Origin of the sequence: Actinomadura viridis (assembly GCF_015751755.1) — a bacterium.
In the GTDB taxonomy this organism is placed as follows: Bacteria; Actinomycetota; Actinomycetes; order Streptosporangiales; family Streptosporangiaceae; genus Spirillospora; species Spirillospora viridis.
In genome coordinates, this window is the sequence record NZ_JADOUA010000001.1 from 6045962 (window position 1) to 6067190 (window position 21229).

Below are 21229 nucleotides of genomic sequence, written 5' to 3' on the forward strand. Positions count from 1 at the left end.
CCGCCTCACCCCGCGACCTTCACCGTCGTGGTGGCGCCCCAGATGGCCAGGCTCAGGAAGAAGTCGGTGATGCTGATCAGCACGATCGCGGTCCGGACCGCCCGGCCCACCGCGATCCCGACCCCCGCCGGCCCGCCGGACGCCCGGTAGCCGTAGTAGCAGTGCGCCAGGATCACCATCACGCTGAAGATCAGCACCTTCAGGAACGACAGCACCACGTCCGCCGGCGCCAGGAAGACGTTGAAGTAGTGGTCGTAGGTGCCCGCCGACTGCCCGTTCACCCAGATCGTCACCTGCCGTGAGGCGAGGTAGGAGCTGAGCAGCCCGATGCCGTACAGCGGGATGATCGCCACGGTGCCGGCGATGATCCGGGTGGTGACCAGGTAGGGCAGGGACGGGATGCCCATGCCCTCCAGCGCGTCCACCTCCTCGTTGATCCGCATCGCGCCGAGCTGGGCGGTGAAGCCCGCGCCGACCGTCGCCGACAGCGCCAGCCCCGCGACCAGCGGCGCGATCTCGCGGGTGTTGAAGTAGGCGGACACGAACCCGGTGAACGCGGAGGTCCCGATCTGGTTGAGCGCCGCGTACCCCTGGAGGCCGACGACCACGCCGGTGAACAGCGTCATCGCGAACATGACCCCGACCGTGCCGCCGATCACCGCCAGCGCGCCGGAGCCGAAGGCGACCTCGCCGAGGAGCCGCTGCACCTCCTTGAGGTAGCGGCGCAGCGCGCGGGGCGTCCAGAGCAGCGCGCGGACGTAGAAGCCGAGCTGGTCACCGGGCTGGTCGAGCCAGGCGAACCAGGAGCCGGGGCGGCGCAGCCGCGAAGTGGAGGAGACCATCGGCTAGGCCCCCTTCGGCGGTACGACCTGCAGGTAGATCGCGGTCAGCACCAGGTTGACGAAGAACAGCAGGAGGAAGGTGATGACCACCGACTGGTTCACCGCGTCCCCCACCCCCTTGGGCCCGCCCCTGGGGTTGAGGCCCCGGTAGGCCGCCACGACCCCGGCGATGAAGCCGAACAGCAGCGCCTTGAACTCGCTGATGTAGAGGTCGGGCAGTTGCGCCAGCGCGGAGAACGAGGCCAGGTAGGCGCCCGGCGTACCGCCTTGCAGGATCACGTTGAAGAAGTAGCCGCCGAGCACGCCGACCACCGAGACCAGGCCGTTCAGCAGCACCGCCACCAGCATCGCCGCCAGGACCCGCGGCACGATCAGCCGCTGGATCGGCGAGACGCCCATGACCTCCATCGCGTCCATCTCCTCGCGGATCGTCCGCGAGCCGATGTCGGCGCAGATCGCCGAGCCGCCGGCCCCGGAGATCAGCAGCGCCACGATGATCGGGCTGGCCTGCTGGATCACCGCCAGCACGCTGGCGCCGCCGGTGAACGACTGCGCGCCCAGCTGCTGGGCCAGCGAGCCCACCTGCAGCGCGATCACCGCGCCGAACGGGATGGACACCAGCGCGGTCGGCAGGATCGTCACCGACGCGATGAACCAGAACTGCTCCAGCAGCTCCCGGGCCTGGAACGGCCGCTTGAACATGTGGGTCAGCACGGTCGCGCCGAGCGCGAACAACCGCCCGGTCTCGCGCAGCGCGCCCGCCCCGGGCACCGAGAACTGCGGCGCGGTCATCGCCCGCCTCCCCGGACGGGCGGCAGCAGACTGTTCAATATCGCCTCCTGGGCTGCGGGAGGAAGCTGCGGCAGCATGGTCATCACGCGCTCCCTGCGGCGGGCGACGGCCTTGCGCTCGGGCATCCCGGGACTGGGCTCCAGCTGCGGGACGATCTCCGGCACCCGGGCGGGCGGCAGCGCCATCTCCCGTTCGGCGGCCAGCGCGGCGGCGTCCTTCTCCTCGCTCATCCCGATCGGGCCGTGCCGGTTGCCCCGCAGGAACTGCGCCACGACCGGCTCCTGGCTGGTCAGCAGCACCTCGCGGGGACCGAACGTCACCAGGTCGCGGCGGAAGAGCATGCCCATGTTGTCGGGCACCGTGGAGGCGATCTCGATGTTGTGCGTGACGATCAGCATGGTCGCGTCGATGCGCGCGTTGAGATCGATGAGCAGCTGGGACAGGTAGGCGGTGCGGACCGGGTCCAGGCCGGAGTCCGGCTCGTCGCACAGGATGATCTCCGGGTCCAGCACCAGCGCGCGGGCGAGCCCGGCGCGCTTGCGCATCCCGCCGGAGATCTGGCCGGGGAGCTTGCGCTCCTGGCCCGTCAGGCCGACCATGTCCATCCGTTCCAGCACGATGCGCCGGATCTCGGACTCCTTCTTGCGGGTGTGCTCGCGCAGCGGGAAGGCGATGTTGTCGAAAAGGTTCATCGACCCGAACAGCGCGCCGTCCTGGAACATCAGGCCGAACCGCTTGCGCGTCGCGTAGACCTTGCGGTCCGGGTCGTTCACCATGTCCACGCCGTCGATCAGCACCCGGCCCTGTTCGGGCTTGAGCAGCCCGATCAGCGACTTCAGGAAGACCGTCTTGCCCGTGCCGGAGGGCCCGAGCATCACGCTGACCTCGCCGGCCGGCAGCGTCAGCGAGATGTCCCGCCAGATGGTCTGCCGGCCGAAGGACTTGGTGAGCCCCTCGACGACGACTTCTATTCCCATTCCACAGAGCCAAACATCGGAGTCCTCCCCAATCCGGCCCCCGATTGGCGGGCTATCACACACGCAATTTTCAATCGCGATTGGCGGCGAACCGTCGCCATGCCTATCACTACTGGCCGGTACGCTACTTGCGGGACGATGGGGGATGCAAGCAATCACGCCGAATCGAAATCATCGGCCGACTTCGTTGTCACCGAATGACAATGCCTACCGGAAGGTTTATCTCCGAGTGCGCGCCCCGCCGCGACCCGTACCATCACCGCAGGCCACACGGTCCGCTTACGACGCTAAAACCGCGCATCAGATCATCACACAGAGGACCCGCCCGGACACCGCACCGTTTTATACAGGCCACTTTCCGGATACGGCACACGATGGCAGCGCTCCCATTCCTGGGGCAATACATCCGGCCAGGTGAGACGGCTCCGCGGAACCCGGAACTTTCTTCCCCCCGGAACGCGAGCCCGGCCCCGCCGCCGCCCGCGCCCCCGGCACACGTCCCGGCTGCTACCATCTCGGCCATGCAGTTCTTCTTCCACCTGCGTTAGGAATCCGCCGGCGAGGCGAGGAGCCCCCGTCGCCGGCGATGCGGGACGAGCATGCCGCCGTCCCGGGTCCTGACGTGGGAGAAGAACGATCCTCATGCGCGATCGCGCACGTTCCCTCACCGCCCCGCGTCCCGGCACCGTCGCCGTCCCGTGACGGCGACGCGCCTGGTGGCGCGGTGCGTCCGTGGGCTGGAGCCCACCCTGGCCGCAGAGGTCCTGCGGCACGAACTCGGCACGATCCTCCATCTCGGGCACCGGGAGGTCCACTTCCGTCCCCGCCGTCCACCAGAGGAGGCGGCCCTGGCATTGCGGACGGCCGACGACCTGTTCCTGCTCACCGCCCGCATGCCCGACATCGGCCCCGCCAAGGCCGACGTCGGGCGCCTGACGGCCCTGGCGGACTCGGCCGCCCCGCCGGGGCCGGCCGGCGGGATCGAGGTGTCGGCGTCCTTCCTCGGCCGCCGCAACTACAACCGGTACGACGCCGAGGACGCCGTGGGCCGCGCCCTCGCCGGACGCCTGGGCGCCCCGTACCACTCCCGCCGTTCGGGCGACGCTCCCCCGCCGTCCGCCCGCGGGTGGCGGCTCATCCTGGACGGCACCACCGCGACCCTCATGCTCCGCGTCGCGGACCGCCCTCTCCACCGGCGCCCGTACAAGCACCTCACCATCCCCGGCACCCTCCACCCGCCGGTGGCGGCGGCGATGGCGCAACTGGCGGGCATCCAGCCGGGCCACACGGTGCTGGATCCGTGCTGCGGCGCCGGCACGCTGCTCATCGAGGCCGCGCACCTGCACCCCGATGCCCGCTTCCAGGGCTTCGACAACGACCCGGCCGCCCTCCAGGCGGCCAGGACGAACGCCGAGGGCGTGCCCAGGCTCGGCCTACGCCGCGGTGACGCCGGGGCGCTTCCCTTGAGGGACGCGAGCGCCGACCGGGTCCTGTGCAACCCGCCGTGGGGAGCGCAGGTCACGCCGTCCGGCACCCTGGCCCGCCATCCGGCCCGCTGGTGGGCGGAACTGAGCCGCGTCCTCACCCCCGACGGGACCGCGGTCGTCCTGATCCCCGATCCCGGCGCCCTCACCGCCGCGATCGCGAACGGTCTCACGCCCGTTCACCTGCAGCAGGTCAGGCTGTCCGGCGCCCACTCCCACATCGTCCAGCTGACCGGCGCCTCCCGGCTCACCCGCTCGAGACGCCGATGACCGGACCCGCCCCAGCGGCACGAGCCCCGCCCCGGAACAGGGGAAGGCCGAGCAGCCTTGGCGTGCCGGGCCCCAGGCCCGGCGTGCCAAGGCCCCAGGCCAACCCCCGACCGGCGATTCAGAAGTCGTCCGTCGGAAGAACGCCTTCCAACGGCGGGGGAATGGAAAGGCCCTCGCCGAGGACCACCGAGGTGCTGTGGGTGTAGTCGTCGCCGCGAGGCTCGGAGAAGATCGTGGCCTTGCCGTCCAGCCGGTCGATCAGCAGGTACAGCGGGATGTCGGCGGCGGCGTAGCCTCGGCGCTTGGGCCCGCGGTCCCGCTCGGCGCCCTTGTGGTTCCGGCGGTCACGTGAGGTCACTTCCAGCACCATCACCACCCCGTCGGGCTTGCTGTGCCACTCGCGTCCGGCGAACGCGCCCTTGGGGGCCGCGATCCCGTCCGGCACGTATTCGCCCTCTGGGCTGATCAGCGTCAGGTTGCGATGGAGCCGGAGGTCGTGGACTTCACGCACCCAGTCGTCCACCGCCACGATGCTCGTCTCGTGCCGCCCATCGGTGGGCGATGACACGATGATCTCTCCGTCCACCAGCTCCGCCCGGAAGCCCGGACGTACGTCGAGCGCGGCGAACACCTCATCGATCGGCGGTCCTGGCGGCGTCCGCGTCATCAGGAGTCCTTGAGGGCGAGGCGCGCCCAGACGCACTTGCCGCCCAGGGGCAGGCGGCGCATGCCCCAGCTCTCGGCGAGGGCGTCGACGATGTCGAGACCCCGCCCGCTGACGCCGTAGTCCCCGGCCGTACGGCGGACGAGGGGGTCCGGGGACGTGTCGGTGATCTCGATGACCAGGGTGAAGCCCAACACGTACATCTCGAACCCCAGGACGGTGTCCGGACAGGCGGCCACACCATTGGTCACCAGCTCGCTGATGACCAGCAGTGCGTCGTCGATGGCCTCCCGCCGGACGCCCCAGCCAACGAGCCGCGATTCCACGCACTCGCGGAGCAGCCCGACACAGATGGGCAGGGCGGGGACGTCCCGTTTGTAGCTTTCCTCGGTAATGCGGATTCCGTAGGCCATCGCGATCATCGCTTCGCTTTCCTGTCGTGGATTCCTCGGTTCGACACCAAAGCGTGGCGAATCTCACTACTCTCAGCTACTGAATCGTCACTCCAGAGTCGAATCCCCGGCTACGCCTCGGCCGATCCCCGCTACCGCCGCAGTAGCCGCCCCCCGAAAAGAGGCCATACATGCCCGAACTGGACCCGAAGAAGAGTCTCCAAGCGGTGTACGCACGCGCCCTCGCGCGGGAACGCACCCGGGCCAAGCTGACCCAGGACCAGCTGGGCGGACACCCCGCGATCATGGTGTCCGGCAAGCTCATCGGCCACGTCGAGAACTGCCGCCGTCCCCCGACCATCCGCCTCTCCACGGGCCTGGACAAAGCCCTCGATCTTGAAGAGTTCTTCGAGTCGCTATACATCCACTGGGCCGACGAGGAGGGCCCACCAAGCGCCATCTGGGAGTACTCCGAGCTTGAGCACCAGGCGAACAGCATCAAGGTCTACGCACAGTCCACGATCTGCGGCCTACTCCAGAACGAGGACTACGCCCGGGAGATCTTCAAGAGGGCCCACCGCGAGGAGCGTGTCGGGGAACTCGTCGCCGCACGGATCGCCCGCCAGGAGATCCTGCACCGCGACGACCCGCCATGGCTCGTGGTCCTCATCGAGGAGACCGCCATCCGGCGCGTAGTAGGTGATCGCGAGGTCATGCGACGCCAACTCGCGCATCTGCTCACCCTCGCTGCTGAACCGAACATCACGGTTCTGGTCGTGCCCTCCGGGGCACCGGTCTTTCCGGGTGGGGCCTTCACCTTGTTGGGGTTCCCGGACTCTCCAGACGTCGCCTTTGTGGAGGCGGTCGGCGGCCACAGCCAGATAGTCGACAACCGTGCTCAGGTACGCGAACTGGCTGTGCTGTACGACCGAATCTCATCGGAAGCGCTCCCGGTGGCAGACTCGGAGAAGTTGATCCGCGGGGTCTTGGAGGACCTTTGATGACGGTGGACTTCTCATCGGCCCGTTGGCGCAAGAGCAGCCGCAGCACTGAAGAAGAGAACTCGACCTGCGTGGAGGTGGCCGACCTCGGCGTGGCCGTCGGCGTCCGTGACAGCAAGAATCCGCACGGACCCAAACTCGCCCTCACGCCCTCCCAATGGCACGCCTTCGCCACCCAGATCAAGAAGGGCCGACTCGACCTGCCCTGACCAGGAGACCAAGGAGGCCGGGCTTCGGCCCGGCCTCCTCTCCTTGGCGCTTCTGGGTGCCTGGCGTGGTCGGTCGGTCCCGTCGAGGGTGAAGTAGCACAGGGCGGTGAACTGGGCCTCGATCCGGTTGGGTGCGGCGGGTAGAGGTTGCGCAGGTAGCAGCAGAATTCCAGAACCTTGCTGCGGTTCTTGGTCTTCTTGATGTGCCCGTAGAGTTCGTCGCTGCCCAGGTCGTAGGCGTCGAACAGGTGCCGCACCCCGCCGTAGCGGTTTGGCGATGCGCGCCAGGTCCATGCCCTGTGCAGACAGCAGCACCATCTGAGCCCGCCGTCAGGTCACCACCGAGCCCCTGCCGCGGCGGATGATCCCCACCATCCGCCGCTACGTCGCCCCACTGCGCGCCGGCCTGGACACCCCCGACCTGCCGCCTAAGCCGCCCTCCGTCCGCGACGTCCGGCGATGGATCACCAGCGACCCCGACCACCTCACCAACGACGACAAGGACCAACTCGCCGCCATCCTGGACCGCAGCCGACACGGTCGGGCGAACCTCGACCTACTCCGAACCATGATCCTCTACAACTGAGCCTCATCACCTGTCACTTGACGAGCTTGTAACTTCAGGTGTGGAAAGGTCTTGCAGGTGGTAGGTGTAGTCCGCTTTACCTGATGCGTCCTGGATAGGCGATGGCGAGTTCGTTGAGTGCTTCGCGCCATCCGGCGACGCGTTGCCCTTCGACGAGGCGGGCGGGCTGGAAGGCGTGCTTGTCGCCGTTGTCGCGTTTGGCGGCGCGTTCGCGGGCTCTTTTGTCCTCGATGTTGACGATGGCCAGCCACAGCAGCTTGACCACGGCGTCGTCGGTCGGGAAGTGCCCTCTGGCCTTGGTGACCTTGCGCAACTGGTAGTTCAGCGACTCGATCCCGTTGGTGGTGTAGAGCAGCTTGCGGACCGGTGCGGTGAAGGCGAAGTAGGGCGTGAACCGGTCCCAGGCGTCCTCGAATACCTTCACCGCCTGCGGATACTTGCGGCCGAGGTCGGTGCCGGCGAACTCGGCGAGGGCCTCCAGTGCGGCGTCTGCGTCCACCGCGGTGTAGACCTTCTTCAGCTCCTTGGCCACCGCGCCGGCGTCCCTGCGGGCGACCGGCCGCAGCGCATTTCTGATCAAATGAACCACGCACGTCTGCACGACCGTGGCCGGGAACGCGGCGTTGATGGCGTCCTCGAAGCCTTTCAGGCCGTCGCAGCAGGCGATCAGGATGTCGCGGACCCCGCGGTTGCGCAGATCGGCCATCACCGAGGCCCAGAACCGCGCACTCTCGGCGGCGGTGGCCGACTCGGCCGGCGTCCGCGCGAGCCAGATGCCCAGCACGTGCTTCTCCCCGTCGGTGTCGACGCCGACCGCGATGTAGGCGGGTTTGTTGGTCACGACGTTGTTGTCGCGCACCTTGACCACGATGGCGTCCAGGAACACCACGGCATAGGTGGGGTCCAGCGGACGCGTCTGCCAGGCTTTGACCTCGTCCATCACCTGGTCGGTGATCCGGGAGACCTGCTCGTGCGAGAGGTCGGTGCCATAGACCTGCTTGAGGTGGTGCAGGATGTCGCGCACGCTCATGCCGTGGGCGTACAGGCTGATGATCATGTCGTCCAGGCCGCCGGCGACCCTCCCGGCCCGTTTGGGCACCAGCACCGGCTCGAACGATCCGGCCCGGTCCCGCGGCACGCTGATGCGCACCGGCCCGACCCCGGTCTGCACCGTCTTGCCCTTCCCCCGGCCGTTGCGGGAGTTGCCGGAGTTGTTCCCGGACGCATCGTGCCTGCCATAGCCCAGGTGAGCGGTCAGCTCGCCTTCCAGCGCGCGTTCCAGCACCGCCTTGACCAGCTGCCCGAGCATCGACCCCTCACCGGTCAGCCGCAACTGCCCGGCCTCGTCCTTCGACCGCTCCAGCAGGACATCCAGCACATCATCACTCAGCAGCTCACGAATCGACGCGTCCCCGTCGACGCTCTCATTCCCCTTGATCACGGTCACGGCTTCGAATCCCCCCGAATTCGATGGATGATCTACTCGGCTTCTGATCTACCCATCAAGATCATTTCCACGCCTCAAGAGATACCCCCCACTTGACCGGCATGAAGCTGGCGGTCGTCAGAGTCTGCCTGTTGCTTCGATTGCTATGTGAAGGAGCTCAGTGCGGACTTCGGCGGTGGTCCAGTCGCGGTGGTCCCACGCTGGGCCGCTGAGGTCGTCTCCGGCATACAGGTACTGGCAGAACTTCACGCCGCGGAATTGGGCGACGGCCAGGAACGCGGCGGTCTCCATCTCCACAGTCACGCAGCCCTGCCGCTGGCGGGTCTGCACCCGAGCTCGGGTCTCGCGGAAGGGCGCGTCGGTGGTCCAGGTCGTGCCTGTGGTGAACGGGATGCCTCGGTCGAGGAGAACGGTGGTCGCCGCCTCGACCAGTCCGGGGTCGGCGTGGATGATCGGGGCAGCTGGAGCGTAGTGGTAGGAGGTGCCCTCGTCCCGCACGGCGGCGTCCGGGACGACCAGGTACCCCATGTCCGTACCGGGCCGGAGCGCGCCCGCACCACCGCACGCGACGAACACGCGGCCGCCGGCAGCGATCGCCTTCTCGAAGTGATGAGCGGCCAGCGGCGCGCCCACGCCGGGATGGAAGACCGCCACCAGAGTTTCGTCATGCGTCACCCGGTAGATCTTGTGGCCACCCATCTCGATGGAGAACTCACCGATCTGCCGCCCCCCATGGCTGTCGGGCAGGCCGGCCACCACTTCAGGAAAGAAGCACATCACGACCCGTTCCGGCAAAGGCTCGCTCAGCCTCGGCGGTGTCGGAGTCAGCACCGCCTCCTGGGCCATGTCGAACTCTGTCAGCGGGAGATCCATGCACTGATCCTGCCTCGCTCGACCACGACAATGCAGCCGGTTTGTAACCAGGATTGATCATTGGGCGTCAGCAGAGCTGGTTTGACCCCACAGAGTGAGACAGAGCCCTGTAAGCGCTGGTGGTCGGTCTTGAAAGTGCTGGTTGGCGGACAGTGAATGTGCCGGGCCGGAACGACACCCAAAGGGCTGGGCGGCTCAGCCGGATTCTGCGAGCAGGTGAACGATGCCGGCCGGGTTCTTGATCCAGTGGGTTCTGGATTCGAGGTCGTGCAGTGGTTCGACCTCGTCACACGGGCGGATGCCGGTGCCGGCCAGTACGGCCGTCGCCGCGTCCAGGTCATCGGTGTGGAGCTGCAACCACAGGTCGGGCTGGCTGTAGTTGTCGACGCAGTCCAGCCACAGCGTGTTAGGACCGAACCGCACCGAATGAGTTCTTGAGACGGTCGGGGCGTAGGAAACGTCCTCCTCTTTGACCTCGAAGCCCAGGGTGTCGCGGTAGAAGGCCACGGTGGCCTCGTACTGCGCCTTGGGGATCTTCATGGCGATGTTCAGGCCGGCGGTGAACTCAGGCTGGTTCATTGTCAGGTGGCTCCTTGGTCGAGTGTCGGGGTGGCGGTGGCGTCCAGTGCGCGTTCCAGCGCGGTCAGCCGGTCATCCCATCTGTTGGCGAGCGTGGCCAGCCATATCTGGGCCGCGCGGATGGGCGCTGGTTCCAACCGGTAGGGGTGGCGGCGGCCGACCGGTTCACCGGAGCTGATCAGGCCCGCTTCGGCAAGCTGATCGAGGTGCTTGGCCACTGCCTGCCGGCTGATCGGCAGCCGCCGCGCCAGATCGGTGACGGTTGCGGGTCCGGCGCGGGCGAGCTCGTCCAGCAGCGCCCGCCGGGTCGGATCGATGAGCGCCGCGAACACCGCGACGGCCTGCTCCTGGGAATCAGGCGGCCGCATCGAGGTAGCTCTCCAGATCGCCGAGTTCTGCGGCCCATCCCTGGCTGTTGGCCTGGTGGGCGGACCGGGCAACGTGGTCGGCGACCTGGGTGAACCCGCTCTCCACAAGACGCAGCCGGGTCCCCTCCGCTACGGGCTCCAGGGTGAAGGTCACCAGCGTCAGGGGCGCGTCGTCCCCCGGCCAGCCCTCGATTGGCCACCTGAACGCCAAACGGTGTGGTGGATCGACGATCGTGATCGTGGCGACGGATTCCTGGTCGAGGTCATCCCAGCGGAAATACGCTCGCCCGCCGGGCCGTAGATCGATCTCAGCCACCGAGCCGAACCATTGCGACAGCCCTTCGGCGGTGGTCAGCGCGGCCCACACCCGCTCGGCGGGGTGCCGCAGCACCATCTCGCGTTCGATCCTGTCCGGAACCACACCCCTACCCCTTCGCAACCCTTGAGTTGCTATCATGATGGCAACCTAGTGGTTGCGACGGGCATCCCGCAAGCCCCGCCCGGAACGCGCGATGACTCCACGACACGCCAAACCATCCGCCGTGACTCATCCACCCCAACTCGAGCCGCAACCAGCACTTTCCCTGTCCGCGTGTCGGCACCCGCTGTCCGTACATCTGTCCGCCTACCGGCACTTCTGGGTGTCCACGAGCACACGATCAAGGCCGGGCGAACATCGCCTGATGCGGCACCAGCAACTCGCCGCAAGTCAACGCGCACTCCCTGGCGATCAACGGACCACCCCGCACACAGAGCAACCACGCACAGCAGGCCACTCTCGGTGAGAAGCCTCGTCCAGCTGCCCTGGTGCCGGCCCTTCCATCACAACGGGCCTCCTTGAAGGGCCGCACGGGGTCAACACAGCCCGCGCTCGGTTTCGGCTTGACCGACAGCCCGCCCGACCACGTATCCAGGACAAGGGCTAAGCGGCCAGGCTGAGCGCCCTCGGCAGGCACGCCTCAAAACGCTCACGGGCCGACGCCCCCGTCCTACACGTTGACTTGCGGCGAGTTGTCGCCTCAGACACACCCCAACCCAGCAACTCGCCGCAAGTCAACGTGCGCCTCGGCGTCCGCTAGAGCAGGCCGCTCTCGGTGAGGAGCCTGGTCCAGCTGTCCCGGTGCCGGCCTTTCCGGTCACGGCGGGTGACGGCGTACTCCCCTATGACCGCCTTGACGAGTTCCGGGTAGCCCTCGCCGAGGACCGAGGTGTTGAAGAAGGTGACGATGTCCGGCGCCAGCTCCTCGACCTCGATCTCCTCGTCGGGGTGCTCGTAGAGGAAGACATAGTCGTCCGGGTCGCAGTAGTAGACGCTCCCGTCTTCCAGGTCCATCCGGATGGGGGCGCCCCCCAGCCCCTCCTTGCGAAGGTCGGCGGGGACGTCATGACGGTCGTCGCCGATCACCAGGGGATTGCCCAGCGGGCAATGGGGAATGGTCTGCCGGTCGAGCCACGCGCTGCGGCTCGCGATCTCCTCGGGCTGTTCAAAGCAGAAGTACGTGCCTTCCAAGCGAGAGAACAGGCTGAACACCTCGGTGACCGCTTCGGGGACGCCCGGCACCGGGTGCAACTCCCTCGGTTCCTCGATCGTGACGCCGAAGCCGTGCTTCTCCTCGACCTTCCGTAGAAGGTCCAACTTCTCGCGCATCTCGGCCAGCGCCTCCCGGCGGTCCCCGTCCGTCATCACGTTCCTCCTCGTCACCCGTGGGCCTGGATGGCCGTCGTATCCGAGGGAACGATAGAGGTCCGTGATGACCTCCCGGAGGGGCTAAGCGCCTCCCGCCGATACTTACCGGCGGGAGGCGTGCCGAAGCCCGAGCCGTACGGGTTCCGCGATCTCATCGGGAGGCTGGGCGCGCGGCGGGGGGATGCCGCGCGCCCAGGACCGGCGATCAACCTGGCTGGACGATCCAGGTCTCGTGCAGGTGCCGCCAGCGCAGGGTCCCGGGGACGAGGACGGCCAGGGCCCGCCGGGCGCTGGAGACACCGGGCGTCCGGTGGTGCTCCTCGTAGGTCGCCACCAGCAGGCCGTCCCGGTCCAGCAGGACGCGGGGTTCACGGATCTCCAGGGTGAGGTCCGGGGCGGCTCCGTGGGCCTCCTCCATCGCGGGCCCCAGCTCTGGCAGGGTCCGCAGCGCGCCGTCCGGGTCGTACCAGGTGAAGTCCGGCGTGTGCGCGGCGAGGAAGTCGTTCAGCTCGTGCGCGCCCGCGGTGCCGCGCAGCCACCCCTCGATGAAACGGTGGTGCCGGACGACCTCTTCGACGGCGTTCACCGTGTGGCGATCCAGGTCCGCAACGGGGTGAGGGAAATGCCGAAGGCGGCCTCGACCTTGGCCGGGTCTCCCTCGTAGAGCGCGGCGTGTGCGGGGTCGGCCAGGAGCCGGTAGGTGCTCGCGACGCCCGCGGCGACGGCCGGTCCGACCGCCTGGGCGAGGCCCTTCTCGAACTCGTCCGGGTCCACGGGGATGTAGGTCACCTCGTGGCCGCGCACGGCGGTGAAGGCGGCGGCGAGCTCGGGGCCCGTCACCACGTCCGCGCCGCCGACGTCGACCCGCTGCCCGAGGAGTTCGGGACGGTCGAAAGCGGCGGCCGTGAGGGCTCCCAGGTCGTCGTGGGACAGCCAGGCGACACGGTGGCCGGCCGGGAGCGGGTAGGGCAGCGCCCCGTTGGCCAGGGCCTCGGTCGCCCACGGCGCGGACAGGTTGTCCAGGTAGAGCGGCGGGCACAGGACGGTGGCCGGTATGCCCGAGGCGAGCAGGGCCTCGGCCGCGTCCCGTCTCGTCTCGAACGCGGGGACGCCGGTGCGCGCGGCGGGAAGGCGGTTGCCGATGTTGAGGACCAGGCGCTCGACACCGCCGGCCGCGGCGATGATGTTGGCGGTGTAGCGGGCGACCAGGGCCGGGTCGAACTCCATGGGCAGGGTCGCCGAGGCCCGGGTCACCCCGTCGAACGCGGCGCGCACGGCGGCGGGGTCGGCGAGGTCGCCGCGCACCCATTCGACGCCCGCCGGTCCGGTGGCGGCCCGGCCGAGGCCGCGGACGCGGTGCCCGTCCGCGAGCAGCCTCCGGACGACCGCTCCGCCCTGCGCCCCGTTCGCACCGATCACTAGGTAGGTGTGTGTCATGCCTCCCAGGCTGGCCGGACCGTCCTGTACGTTCCATAAGCATGAGTCCGGGTTCGTTTAAGGATCGTCCATGACAGCGGTCGTGCGGGAGACGTCGGCGGGCGGGGCGGATCTGCTCGGGGAGGTGCTGGCGCCGCTGCGGCTGGAGGGGGTGTTCGCCAGCCGGTGGACGGTTCGGGCGCCCTGGGGGCTGCGGGGCGACCAGGAACGGAACGCGATCCTGCACTACGTGCACTCCGGCGAATGCGCGATCACGATGCCGGGCGGGGCCGATCCGATCATGCTTCGCGCCGGGGAGCTGGCGATCTTCCCGTACGGCGGCGCGCACGAGCTGGCGGACCGGCCGGGCCGCGCCACGACCCCGCTGGACCTGCTGCTGCCCGGCCGTCCCGCCGGGAGCACGACCGAGTTGCGCGTGGACGGGCCGGGCCCGATGACCGAGCTGCTGTGCGGCGGGCTCCACTATGACGAGGCGGCCGTGTCCCCTCTCTACCGTGCGCTGCCGGAGGTCCTGGTGCTCGACCGGGAGATGCTGGCCGTGGAACCGCTGCTGGCCGGGACGCTGCGCGAGCTGGCGGACGGGACCCGTGACGGCGCGCCGGGGTCGGGGCTGGTGGCGCTGCGGGCGTTCGAGCTGGTCTTCGTTCTCGCGCTGCGGGTGGCGCTGGGCCGCCTCGGCGAGACCTCGCCGGCGCTGCGGGCGCTGCGGGACCCGGCGATCGGCCGGGCGCTGCTGGCGATCCAGACCCGCTACGCCGAGCCGTGGACGCTGGAGTCGCTGGCCCGGGAGGCGAACATGTCGCGGTCGGCGTTCGCGACCGCCTTCCGCCGCCTCGTCGGCGAGGCTCCGGCCGCCCATCTGGCCGGGCGCCGGATGCGCGAAGCGGCCCGGCTGCTCACCGAGACCGCCGTGCCGCTCGGCACGCTGCACGAACGGGTCGGCTACCGGTCGGGCGTCGGTTTCCACCTGGCCTTCCGGCGCCACTTCGGCGTCCCGCCCGGCGAGTACCGCCGCGCCCGCACGGCCCGAGGGTGATCGGAACTCACCGTTCCCTCACGAAAATGGTCGCCCTTATTCACGCGCAGTGACTTTCGCGTGCACTGGCCGAATGCGGCCGGGTCGATGCGTCCGGCAACAGGCCCGCGAACAGGGAGGATCCCGCACCGGACGGACAGGACGACTATCACCGGGACACAAATGAAAGGGTGCACTTATATTCTGGTGACAAGAATTGTCGCACCTTGGAAGAGGGCCCGGAAATTGGTCCTTCCGAACCTTGTCACTGTTTCCGGGCGGAAGTAATCTTCGGATCGTCGAACGCTAGGCGGATATGGCGAGAACGGCATGTCCGTACCCTTTCGCTCCGCCCGTGAAATCGACCTCGCCCGACCGCGAGAAACCCTTCCCGCCCCTCAGGAGGCCCCCATGGTGCGCCCGACGTCCCTTTCCTCCAAGACCCGCCGGGTGGCCGCGCTGGCGACCGCCGGGCTGGCCGCCGCCGCCCTCGGCGTCGCCAGTGCTCCGGCCGCCAGCGCCGAGCCGTCCATCCGGGTCGACTACCCGGTGAGCGGTACCACGGCCATCAAGGCGACCGGCTCCTCCATGGCCCTCGGCCCCGGCACGCTGGAGACCACGCTGGACTTCGGCAACGGTGACCTGACCGCGAACCTGAAGATGCCCGCGGCCAAGGGCGAGTTCAAGCAGTGGGGCGTCATCCCCGTCAGCGTGACCACCGAGTTCATCGAGGCCACCCCCACCACGGGCAAGGTCGACCTCAACACCGGCGCGACCCAGAGCACCTCGAAGGTCACCCTCAAGCTGAGCAACCTCAAGGTGGCGGGGATCCCGACGCCGGTCGGCGACAACTGCAAGACCAAGACGCCGGCGACGATCACGCTGAACTCCGGTTCGGACTGGGACGTGCTCAACGGCGGCACCATGGCGGGCACCTACACGATCCCCGAGTTCCAGAACTGCCTCCTGGCCACCCCGCTGATCAACCTGACGGTGCCCGGCCCGGACAACACGATCTCGCTGAAGCTGGGCGCGGCGACCGTTCCCCCCACGGTCGCCGAGATGCTGCGCCAGATCGGCGACTGACCGGCACCGCGCCCGCGAGGCCCGCCACCCCACCCGGTGGCGGGCCTCGTCACGTTCCGCACGGTCGTCCGCGGCGTGCGTGAGCCAGCCGTTCGGCTGCGCGCGGGCCGGACGGCAGGGCGCCGACGAACTGCTCGGACGCGAAGGGGCCGGCCGTCCGATCGGACGGCCGGCCCCTTCGCCGGAGCGCTACCGGCTCACTTCGGCGTGCCGCCGTACTTGAACAGCTGCGGCGAGTCCACCGTGTACGGGACCGGGGTCACGATCCCGAACGAACCCCGCACGTCGGACGGGCACCCCGTGGCCTCCGCGACGGTACCGGTGGCCCCTGAGGGGACGGTTAGGCTGGAACTGCCGTTCGGGTACTGCATGCCGAAGCGGTAGGTGGGCGAACCGCCGGCGCCCACCGCCTTGAACCGGCAGCTTCCACCCGAGACCTCGAGGTGCGGCGTCGACACCTGGAGATTCATGGTGCCCGTCGTCTTATCGAGCCCGGCGGTCATGTTGTGCCCGAGGCGCAGAGGCGCGACCGTCCTGACGGTGACGTTCCCGAGCGACGCCAGATTTCCCTGGCCGACGCAGTCGTTGAAGGTCAGGGCGGCGGCCGTGCCCAGACTGCGGGGATCAATCCCGGACCCGCGCTTGAAGGTCCCGCGCACCTCCGACGTCGCGCACTTGATGGTCCTGGTGCTGCCGATACCGACCCTGAACACGATCTCTCCCGAGGTGAAGCGGAAGTCGCCCCCAGGCGTGATCGTGTACCCGAACACCTCGGGCGGGCAGGGGTAGATGTTCGGGTCCTTCGCGACCACGTAGCAGACCGGGCCCTGCGTCAGGCGGACATAGTTTCCTTTCCCCGACACCGACGCCGTGAGAAGCCGGTCGAGGTCATCGTCGACACCGCATCCGCTGAAGGCCGGGACGTCCGCCGTCCCGCTCAGCCGTCCTCCCAGTGCGACCTCGTACGAGGGGTCCGCCGTGTTGTCGCCCGTCAGCGTGAGCCGCACCGGCCGCGCCGTCTTGCAGTTCGGCCCGACGTCCATGGGCGTTCCGTTGACCTTGACGTCGCGCAGGCGGATGGAGGCCTCCGCCGTCACCGTGGTGATGGTCGGCCGGGGGCTGTCGGTGGCGGCCGGGCCGATCGCGATGGCGTTCGCCGTTCCGATCTGAGTGATCTCCATCGTCGCCGTCGTCGGCATGAAGCCGAAGGTGAGGAAGGTGGACTGGGTGGAGTTCAGGTAGGAGAGGGCGATGGTGCGGGCCTGGGCGTACCCGTGCGGATCCTCCGGTGGGGTCTCCGCCTTGAAGAACTGGTCGAGACCGATGATGACCGACGCCTTGCCCTTCAACGCCGAGGCGCCCTTGAGCTTGTTGACGTTCGCGTGCCCTTCCACCCAGGCACAGGAGTAGTCGGGTGCGATGGGAGAAGGGTCCACGCCCGGCGGCGGCTCGGGAACGGGGAACTTCGGGTTGAGCTTGGGCTCGGGCATCGGAGGGCACACGTCGTCGTTCCGCACCCGGGGGCCGGTCCGCGCCGGTGCCTCGCCGCCTCCCGGGCTGGTCGTCACGGGCGCCTGCTCGGGCCCGGCCACCGGGACCGTCACGAGCGTGGTGTCCTGGCCCAGGTCGGGGACGCAGGAGAACGACAGCCCGCCCGGAGAGGTCACCGCCCCGCTGGCGTTCCGCGTCTGGAGCCTGAACGTGAGCTCGCCCGCCGAGACGACCAGGTCACCGGCCTTGGTCACGGCGGTCGTGGGGACCTGGCCGGACGCCTTCAGGACCAGCGCGCCGTCTCGGGGCAGTTTCTTCTCCGGCACGGTCAGGCCCGGCCATTCGACGGAGAGCGGCTGCTCGGCCTGCGTCCACAGGGTCTGCAACCGCGCCGTGCCGGCGACGGAGACCGCGTCGTCCTTGGTCAGGTCGCCCAGCGACTCCCGGGGGATCGTCACCGTCAGGGCCACGTCGTCGGTACGGGCGGGGGTGCCGATCTTGCCCGTCGCGGGGAAGACGGCCTTGACCCGGACGTCGACCCGTGCCGGGGCCGACGGGAGACGGCAGGTGTAGCCGATGCCGACGTCGGCGCGCTGCGTGTCACCGAGAGCCACCCCGGCTCCCGGGATCAGCCCGGCCACCAGCACCACGGAGGCGATCGCCGCCGTCCGCGCGAGCCGGCCCGGACCCCAACGGCCTCGGCCGCTCATATTCGCCCGTCCACTCCAACGTCCCTTCTTCTCTCCGTCCGAACCGGATCACGACCAGAGCACCAATTCGCGGACCGTGTTCAACCCAGGACACCCTCGCCAGAACACCGGTTATCCGACTGACAGATCCGAGAGGACGGAACGGTGAGCCTAGTTCACCGGTTAAACGAGCACAAGCTTCCCATGACGCCACACGACAACCGCCGCCGACGCGATTATTGGGTGTTGATAACGCGGCACCGATTTTTATCGCCCATGGTCAAAGCGGGCCGTTCACCGCACGTCCCGGACGGTTCACCCCTGCCCAGGGCGTGGGCCGGGGCAAGGGCCCCAGGTGCCACCCTCTTCCAGGCGAACGCCGGCCCGATCCGACCGAAGGAAAGCCTGCACCTGCGAGCGGCTATGGCACCAATTCCCTTGGCGAAACGATAGGGAGCCGAGGGCATATCGACCATGAGATCGGCCGGATCCCGGCCAATCATCAAACCCTTTTACGAACATTCCCGCGTGGATCTCGCCGTTGACGGCGCCTCGGTGCGCGCCTTCCGCGTGAGCCGGGGTCGCGTTGGGACGGGGTTCCCCGGAAGGGCGCCCGCGGCCGGCCCTCGGGAAGTGACCGGTCTCCTCGGAACGGCCCGCCCGACAGAAGGTGCCGCGCGGCGGCAGAAGCCGTCCGCGCGGCACCGGGGGTGGGACCGGCCCTCGGTGGGCCGTCCGCGATTACGGGGTGTAGACGAGGTCCACGTTGTTCGGGTCGGTGTCGAAGGTGCCCGCGAACCGGCCCACGTCACCGTTGGTGATGATGCCCAGGCAGCCGGACACACCGGAGGCGACGACCGAGACGCCGGTCGGGTTGGGCGCGGTCGGGTCGAACGTGAGCTGCCCGGTCGAGTTGTCGTAGTAGGCCGGGACGCCACCGCTGAAGGTCGCCGTGCAGCCGGGGCCGCTGATGTTGGCGACCACGTTCGTGACGGTGCCGACGCTGCGGCCCGCGGTGGAGGTGGGCTGGATGGCGTTCAGCTTCCACGAGCCGGAGTGGGCCACCGTGAAGGTCAGGCTCAGCGGCCCGCGGCAGGTGTCCCAGGTGGTGCTGGAGATGGTGCCGATGCCCACGCCGGAGTGGCCGGAGGTGGTGGGGATGCTGGCGTTGGCGCTGACCACGTCACAGGTCAGCTTGGCGCTGTTGCGCACCACCGTGAGGCTGGTGTCGACGGACTCGGCGTAGACGGAGCCGCCGTTGACGACCGCCCAGCTGGCGTCGTCGGCCATGGCGGGGGTGGCGGCCAGGCCGATGCCGGCGGCGAGTACGGCACCGGTGAGAACGGTCTTGCGGATGGTCTTGCGCATGGGATGTGCCCTTTCGCGTGGGGGGTTCCCGGTGGGGATGGTGCTCGAAGGGGTGGGATTCCGGGGACGAGTGGGCGTGATCTTTCTGCGGGCCGCTCCTTCTGGCAAAACTGTGGCCGGGTAGGACGACCGGAAGATTCCGCCGTATCGCGATACCGGAGCGCAGGTTTCTGGTAACCTGCCCCGTTCCACTTCGGCGCCTCCTACCGATGAGTAAGCTAAGTGCCGACTTCGCGTCCGACAAGAGCCCATTTGCGAAAATCTTGGACCGGATCCGTTTCTTGTCATCAGGTGATCAAAACCGAAGACGATCTATCTCCAGGTGAGTGACCGATCGGCTATCGACACGCTCCGTGAACGGCGTTTCACCAGGTCATACTGCGTGCTGGAGGGTTAGTCGCGCGGCGGCGGGGAAACCTTCCATGGATCGGTGCACGCCAGGCGGGAGTAGGTTACGTTTGAGTGGCCGTAGATCACCCGGCGCGCGGGCTAATGTCCCCGAGCCCGGCGTGGACGAGGTGCGATATCGCTGATCGTAATGGCCATACCGCCGCCCGGAGGCACCTCGCCGCCGCCCGTGGCATTGCGCGGCCGACGGTGGAGGGAAGGAGGATCGAGGTTGGCGCGAACCCTCGACTCCGCTGGACGGGATCGGCGGCCGGTACGGCTTCCACCGCAGATAGCCGCAGTTCTCCGGCCGGAATTGGACTCCCTCACCGAGGACATCATGACGGAGATCCGCCACACGATTCCGGAGTTCAACGAGCCGGACGGGACGCCGTACCGGCCACGGCTGCGGCAGAGCGTGGAGCAGGCCCTGCACACCTTCGTCGACCAGATCTCCGGCTCCGGCGAGTCGCGCGCCCGGCGCGACGAGCTGTGCCGGGCGCTGGGCCGCGGCGAGGCGTACGAGGGCCGCAGCCTGGACGCGCTGCAGGCCGCCTACCGGACCGGCGTGCAGGTCGCCTGGCGCCGGGTCGCCGAGGTGGGCCGGCGGCACGGGCTGTCGTCGACGGTGATGTCCCAGCTCGCCGACGCGCTGTTCGCCTACATCGACGAGCTGGTCTCGCTGTCGGTCGAGGGCTTCACCGAGGCCCGGTCGCGCACCGCCGACGAGCGCGCCGCGCTGCACCGGCGGCTGCTGCGGGTCATCCTGGAGCGCCCGCGGAGCCCGCGGGCCGCGGTCGTCCGGACCGCCGAGGAGGCGGGCTGGCGCGTGCCCTCGGAGGTGACGCTGGTGGCGCTGCCGGCGCAGGCCCGCTGCGTGCGCGCCGCGCTGGAGGACGACGTCCTGGCCGACCTCGGCGGCCCCGAGCCGCACCTGCTGGTGCCGGGCCCGCTCGACGCCGCCCGGCACTCGGCGCTGATGGCGGCGCTGCCGGAACGGCGCGGCGCGGCCGGGCTGGCCGTCCCCCTGGACGAGGCGGCCGACTCGCTGCGCTGGGCCCGGCGGACGCTGGCCCTGGTGGACGCCGGGATCATCGAGGACGAGGGCCTGACCCCCGCCGAGGACCACCTGCTGGAGCTGTGGCTGCTGTCGGACGGCGCGCTGCTGGACCAGGTGGCGCGGCGGCGGCTGGCGGTGCTGGCCCGGATGAGCGCGACCCAGCGGCTCCGGCTCACCGAGACGCTCGGGGCGTGGCTGGAGACCCAGGGCAACGCGGTGGAGACGGCCAAGCGCCTCCAGGTGCACCCGCAGACGGTCCGTTACCGGTTGCGGCAGATCAACGAGGCGTTCGGCGACCAGCTGGCCGACCCGGAATCCAGGTTCGCCCTGGAAGTCGTATTGCGGGCAGGCCGATTGAGGGATAAAAGCCCTTCACTACGCTAGAAACCACCGCAGTCACAAGAAGTGTCAAGGCGATGACTGATTGCGGTTTTATTATTTCTTTACCTGAAAATCCGACCGTCCTGATCTACGTTCGGTGTGCTTCGGCTCACAACGAAACCTGCCGGGGGACGCGCAGGGGTT

Annotated in this window: 22 protein-coding genes; 7 read left to right on the forward strand and 15 right to left on the reverse strand. The window is 69.0% G+C overall.

Annotated elements, in window-relative coordinates:
• Positions 1-5 precede the first annotated feature (5 nt).
• The 3 genes from IW256_RS27360 to IW256_RS27370 are packed head-to-tail and all read right to left on the reverse strand — an operon-like array spanning position 6 to position 2611.
• Positions 6-842, reverse strand: coding sequence for an MlaE family ABC transporter permease (locus IW256_RS27360; protein WP_197013684.1), 837 nt, complete (start codon positions 840-842; stop codon positions 6-8).
• Between the two features lie 3 nt (positions 843-845).
• Positions 846-1634, reverse strand: a complete 789-nt coding sequence (locus IW256_RS27365; RefSeq protein WP_197013685.1) for an MlaE family ABC transporter permease — start codon at positions 1632-1634, stop codon at positions 846-848.
• Positions 1631-2611, reverse strand: coding sequence for an ABC transporter ATP-binding protein (locus tag IW256_RS27370; protein ID WP_197013686.1), 981 nt, complete (start codon positions 2609-2611; stop codon positions 1631-1633). Before IW256_RS27370 ends, IW256_RS27365 begins: the two co-directional genes overlap by 4 nt.
• A 698-nt stretch (positions 2612-3309) precedes the next feature.
• Here IW256_RS27370 and IW256_RS42845 point away from each other — a divergent pair.
• Positions 3310-4365 (forward strand): methyltransferase domain-containing protein, encoded by a 1056-nt coding sequence (locus IW256_RS42845; RefSeq protein ID WP_197013687.1) that lies wholly within the window; start codon positions 3310-3312, stop codon positions 4363-4365.
• Positions 4366-4483: 118 nt separating this feature from the next.
• Here IW256_RS42845 and IW256_RS27380 read toward each other — a convergent pair whose 3' ends face one another.
• Positions 4484-5032 (reverse strand): Uma2 family endonuclease, encoded by a 549-nt coding sequence (locus IW256_RS27380; protein WP_197013688.1) that lies wholly within the window; start codon positions 5030-5032, stop codon positions 4484-4486.
• On the reverse strand, positions 5032-5451 hold the full coding sequence (locus IW256_RS27385; RefSeq protein ID WP_197013689.1) for an ATP-binding protein: 420 nt from the start codon (positions 5449-5451) through the stop codon (positions 5032-5034). The genes IW256_RS27380 and IW256_RS27385 overlap by 1 nt, the downstream gene beginning before the upstream one ends.
• Positions 5452-5612: 161 nt before the next feature.
• Here IW256_RS27385 and IW256_RS27390 point away from each other — a divergent pair, with 161 nt between their 5' ends.
• From IW256_RS27390 to IW256_RS27400, 3 genes are all read left to right on the forward strand, one after another.
• A complete protein-coding gene (locus tag IW256_RS27390) occupies positions 5613-6422 on the forward strand; it encodes a helix-turn-helix domain-containing protein (RefSeq protein WP_197013690.1) in 810 nt (269 codons plus the stop codon).
• Entirely contained in the window at positions 6422-6631 is a 210-nt protein-coding gene (locus IW256_RS27395) for a DUF397 domain-containing protein (protein ID WP_197013691.1), read from the forward strand. Before IW256_RS27390 ends, IW256_RS27395 begins: the two co-directional genes overlap by 1 nt.
• A gap of 361 nt (positions 6632-6992) precedes the next feature.
• Positions 6993-7217 (forward strand): hypothetical protein, encoded by a 225-nt coding sequence (locus IW256_RS27400; protein WP_197013692.1) that lies wholly within the window; start codon positions 6993-6995, stop codon positions 7215-7217.
• Positions 7218-7293: 76 nt separating this feature from the next.
• Here the strand turns inward: IW256_RS27400 and IW256_RS27405 are convergent, their stop codons facing one another.
• The 8 genes from IW256_RS27405 to IW256_RS27440 all read right to left on the reverse strand — a co-directional run bounded on the left by IW256_RS27405 (position 7294) and on the right by IW256_RS27440 (position 13608).
• The gene (locus IW256_RS27405) at positions 7294-8664 is read right to left on the reverse strand and encodes an IS256 family transposase (RefSeq protein WP_197011582.1); all 1371 of its coding nucleotides are present in this window, start codon (positions 8662-8664) and stop codon (positions 7294-7296) included.
• Positions 8665-8781: 117 nt separating this feature from the next.
• Positions 8782-9537, reverse strand: coding sequence for a nucleoside phosphorylase (locus IW256_RS27410; protein WP_197013693.1), 756 nt, complete (start codon positions 9535-9537; stop codon positions 8782-8784).
• A 195-nt stretch (positions 9538-9732) separates the two neighbouring features.
• Positions 9733-10116 carry a VOC family protein gene (locus IW256_RS27415; RefSeq protein WP_197013694.1) on the reverse strand — a complete coding sequence of 128 codons (384 nt, stop codon included), beginning with the start codon at positions 10114-10116 and terminating at the stop codon, positions 9733-9735.
• 2 nt (positions 10117-10118) lie between these two features.
• Positions 10119-10484, reverse strand: coding sequence for an ArsR/SmtB family transcription factor (locus IW256_RS27420; RefSeq protein WP_197013695.1), 366 nt, complete (start codon positions 10482-10484; stop codon positions 10119-10121).
• A complete protein-coding gene (locus tag IW256_RS27425) occupies positions 10471-10905 on the reverse strand; it encodes an SRPBCC domain-containing protein (RefSeq protein ID WP_197013696.1) in 435 nt (144 codons plus the stop codon). The genes IW256_RS27420 and IW256_RS27425 overlap by 14 nt, the downstream gene beginning before the upstream one ends.
• A 654-nt stretch (positions 10906-11559) precedes the next feature.
• Positions 11560-12168 (reverse strand): hypothetical protein, encoded by a 609-nt coding sequence (locus IW256_RS27430; protein ID WP_197013697.1) that lies wholly within the window; start codon positions 12166-12168, stop codon positions 11560-11562.
• Between the two features lie 208 nt (positions 12169-12376).
• Positions 12377-12757, reverse strand: coding sequence for a DUF4440 domain-containing protein (locus IW256_RS27435; RefSeq protein WP_307829128.1), 381 nt, complete (start codon positions 12755-12757; stop codon positions 12377-12379).
• Complete coding sequence (locus IW256_RS27440) at positions 12754-13608, reverse strand: NmrA family NAD(P)-binding protein (RefSeq protein WP_197013698.1); 855 nt, start codon at positions 13606-13608, stop codon at positions 12754-12756. Before IW256_RS27440 ends, IW256_RS27435 begins: the two co-directional genes overlap by 4 nt.
• Positions 13609-13678: 70 nt before the next feature.
• Between IW256_RS27440 and IW256_RS27445 the strand changes: the two genes are divergently transcribed.
• Together IW256_RS27445 and IW256_RS27450 are read left to right on the forward strand one after the other, a co-directional pair.
• Positions 13679-14644: an AraC family transcriptional regulator gene (locus IW256_RS27445; protein WP_197013699.1), complete on the forward strand. Its 966-nt coding sequence runs from the start codon at positions 13679-13681 to the stop codon at positions 14642-14644.
• A gap of 390 nt (positions 14645-15034) precedes the next feature.
• Positions 15035-15709 (forward strand): hypothetical protein, encoded by a 675-nt coding sequence (locus tag IW256_RS27450; RefSeq protein WP_197013700.1) that lies wholly within the window; start codon positions 15035-15037, stop codon positions 15707-15709.
• A gap of 197 nt (positions 15710-15906) precedes the next feature.
• On the opposite strand, the gene IW256_RS27455 is transcribed toward IW256_RS27450, so the two are convergent.
• Positions 15907-17910, reverse strand: a complete 2004-nt coding sequence (locus IW256_RS27455; RefSeq protein WP_197013701.1) for a DUF6801 domain-containing protein — start codon at positions 17908-17910, stop codon at positions 15907-15909.
• A 720-nt stretch (positions 17911-18630) separates the two neighbouring features.
• Positions 18631-19257 carry a hypothetical protein gene (locus tag IW256_RS27460; protein ID WP_197013702.1) on the reverse strand — a complete coding sequence of 209 codons (627 nt, stop codon included), beginning with the start codon at positions 19255-19257 and terminating at the stop codon, positions 18631-18633.
• Positions 19258-19834: 577 nt separating this feature from the next.
• On the opposite strand from IW256_RS27460, the gene IW256_RS27465 reads away from it, so the two are divergent.
• Positions 19835-21088: a PucR-like N-terminal domain-containing protein gene (locus tag IW256_RS27465; RefSeq protein WP_475652137.1), complete on the forward strand. Its 1254-nt coding sequence runs from the start codon at positions 19835-19837 to the stop codon at positions 21086-21088.
• The last annotated feature ends 141 nt before the right edge of the window (positions 21089-21229 follow it).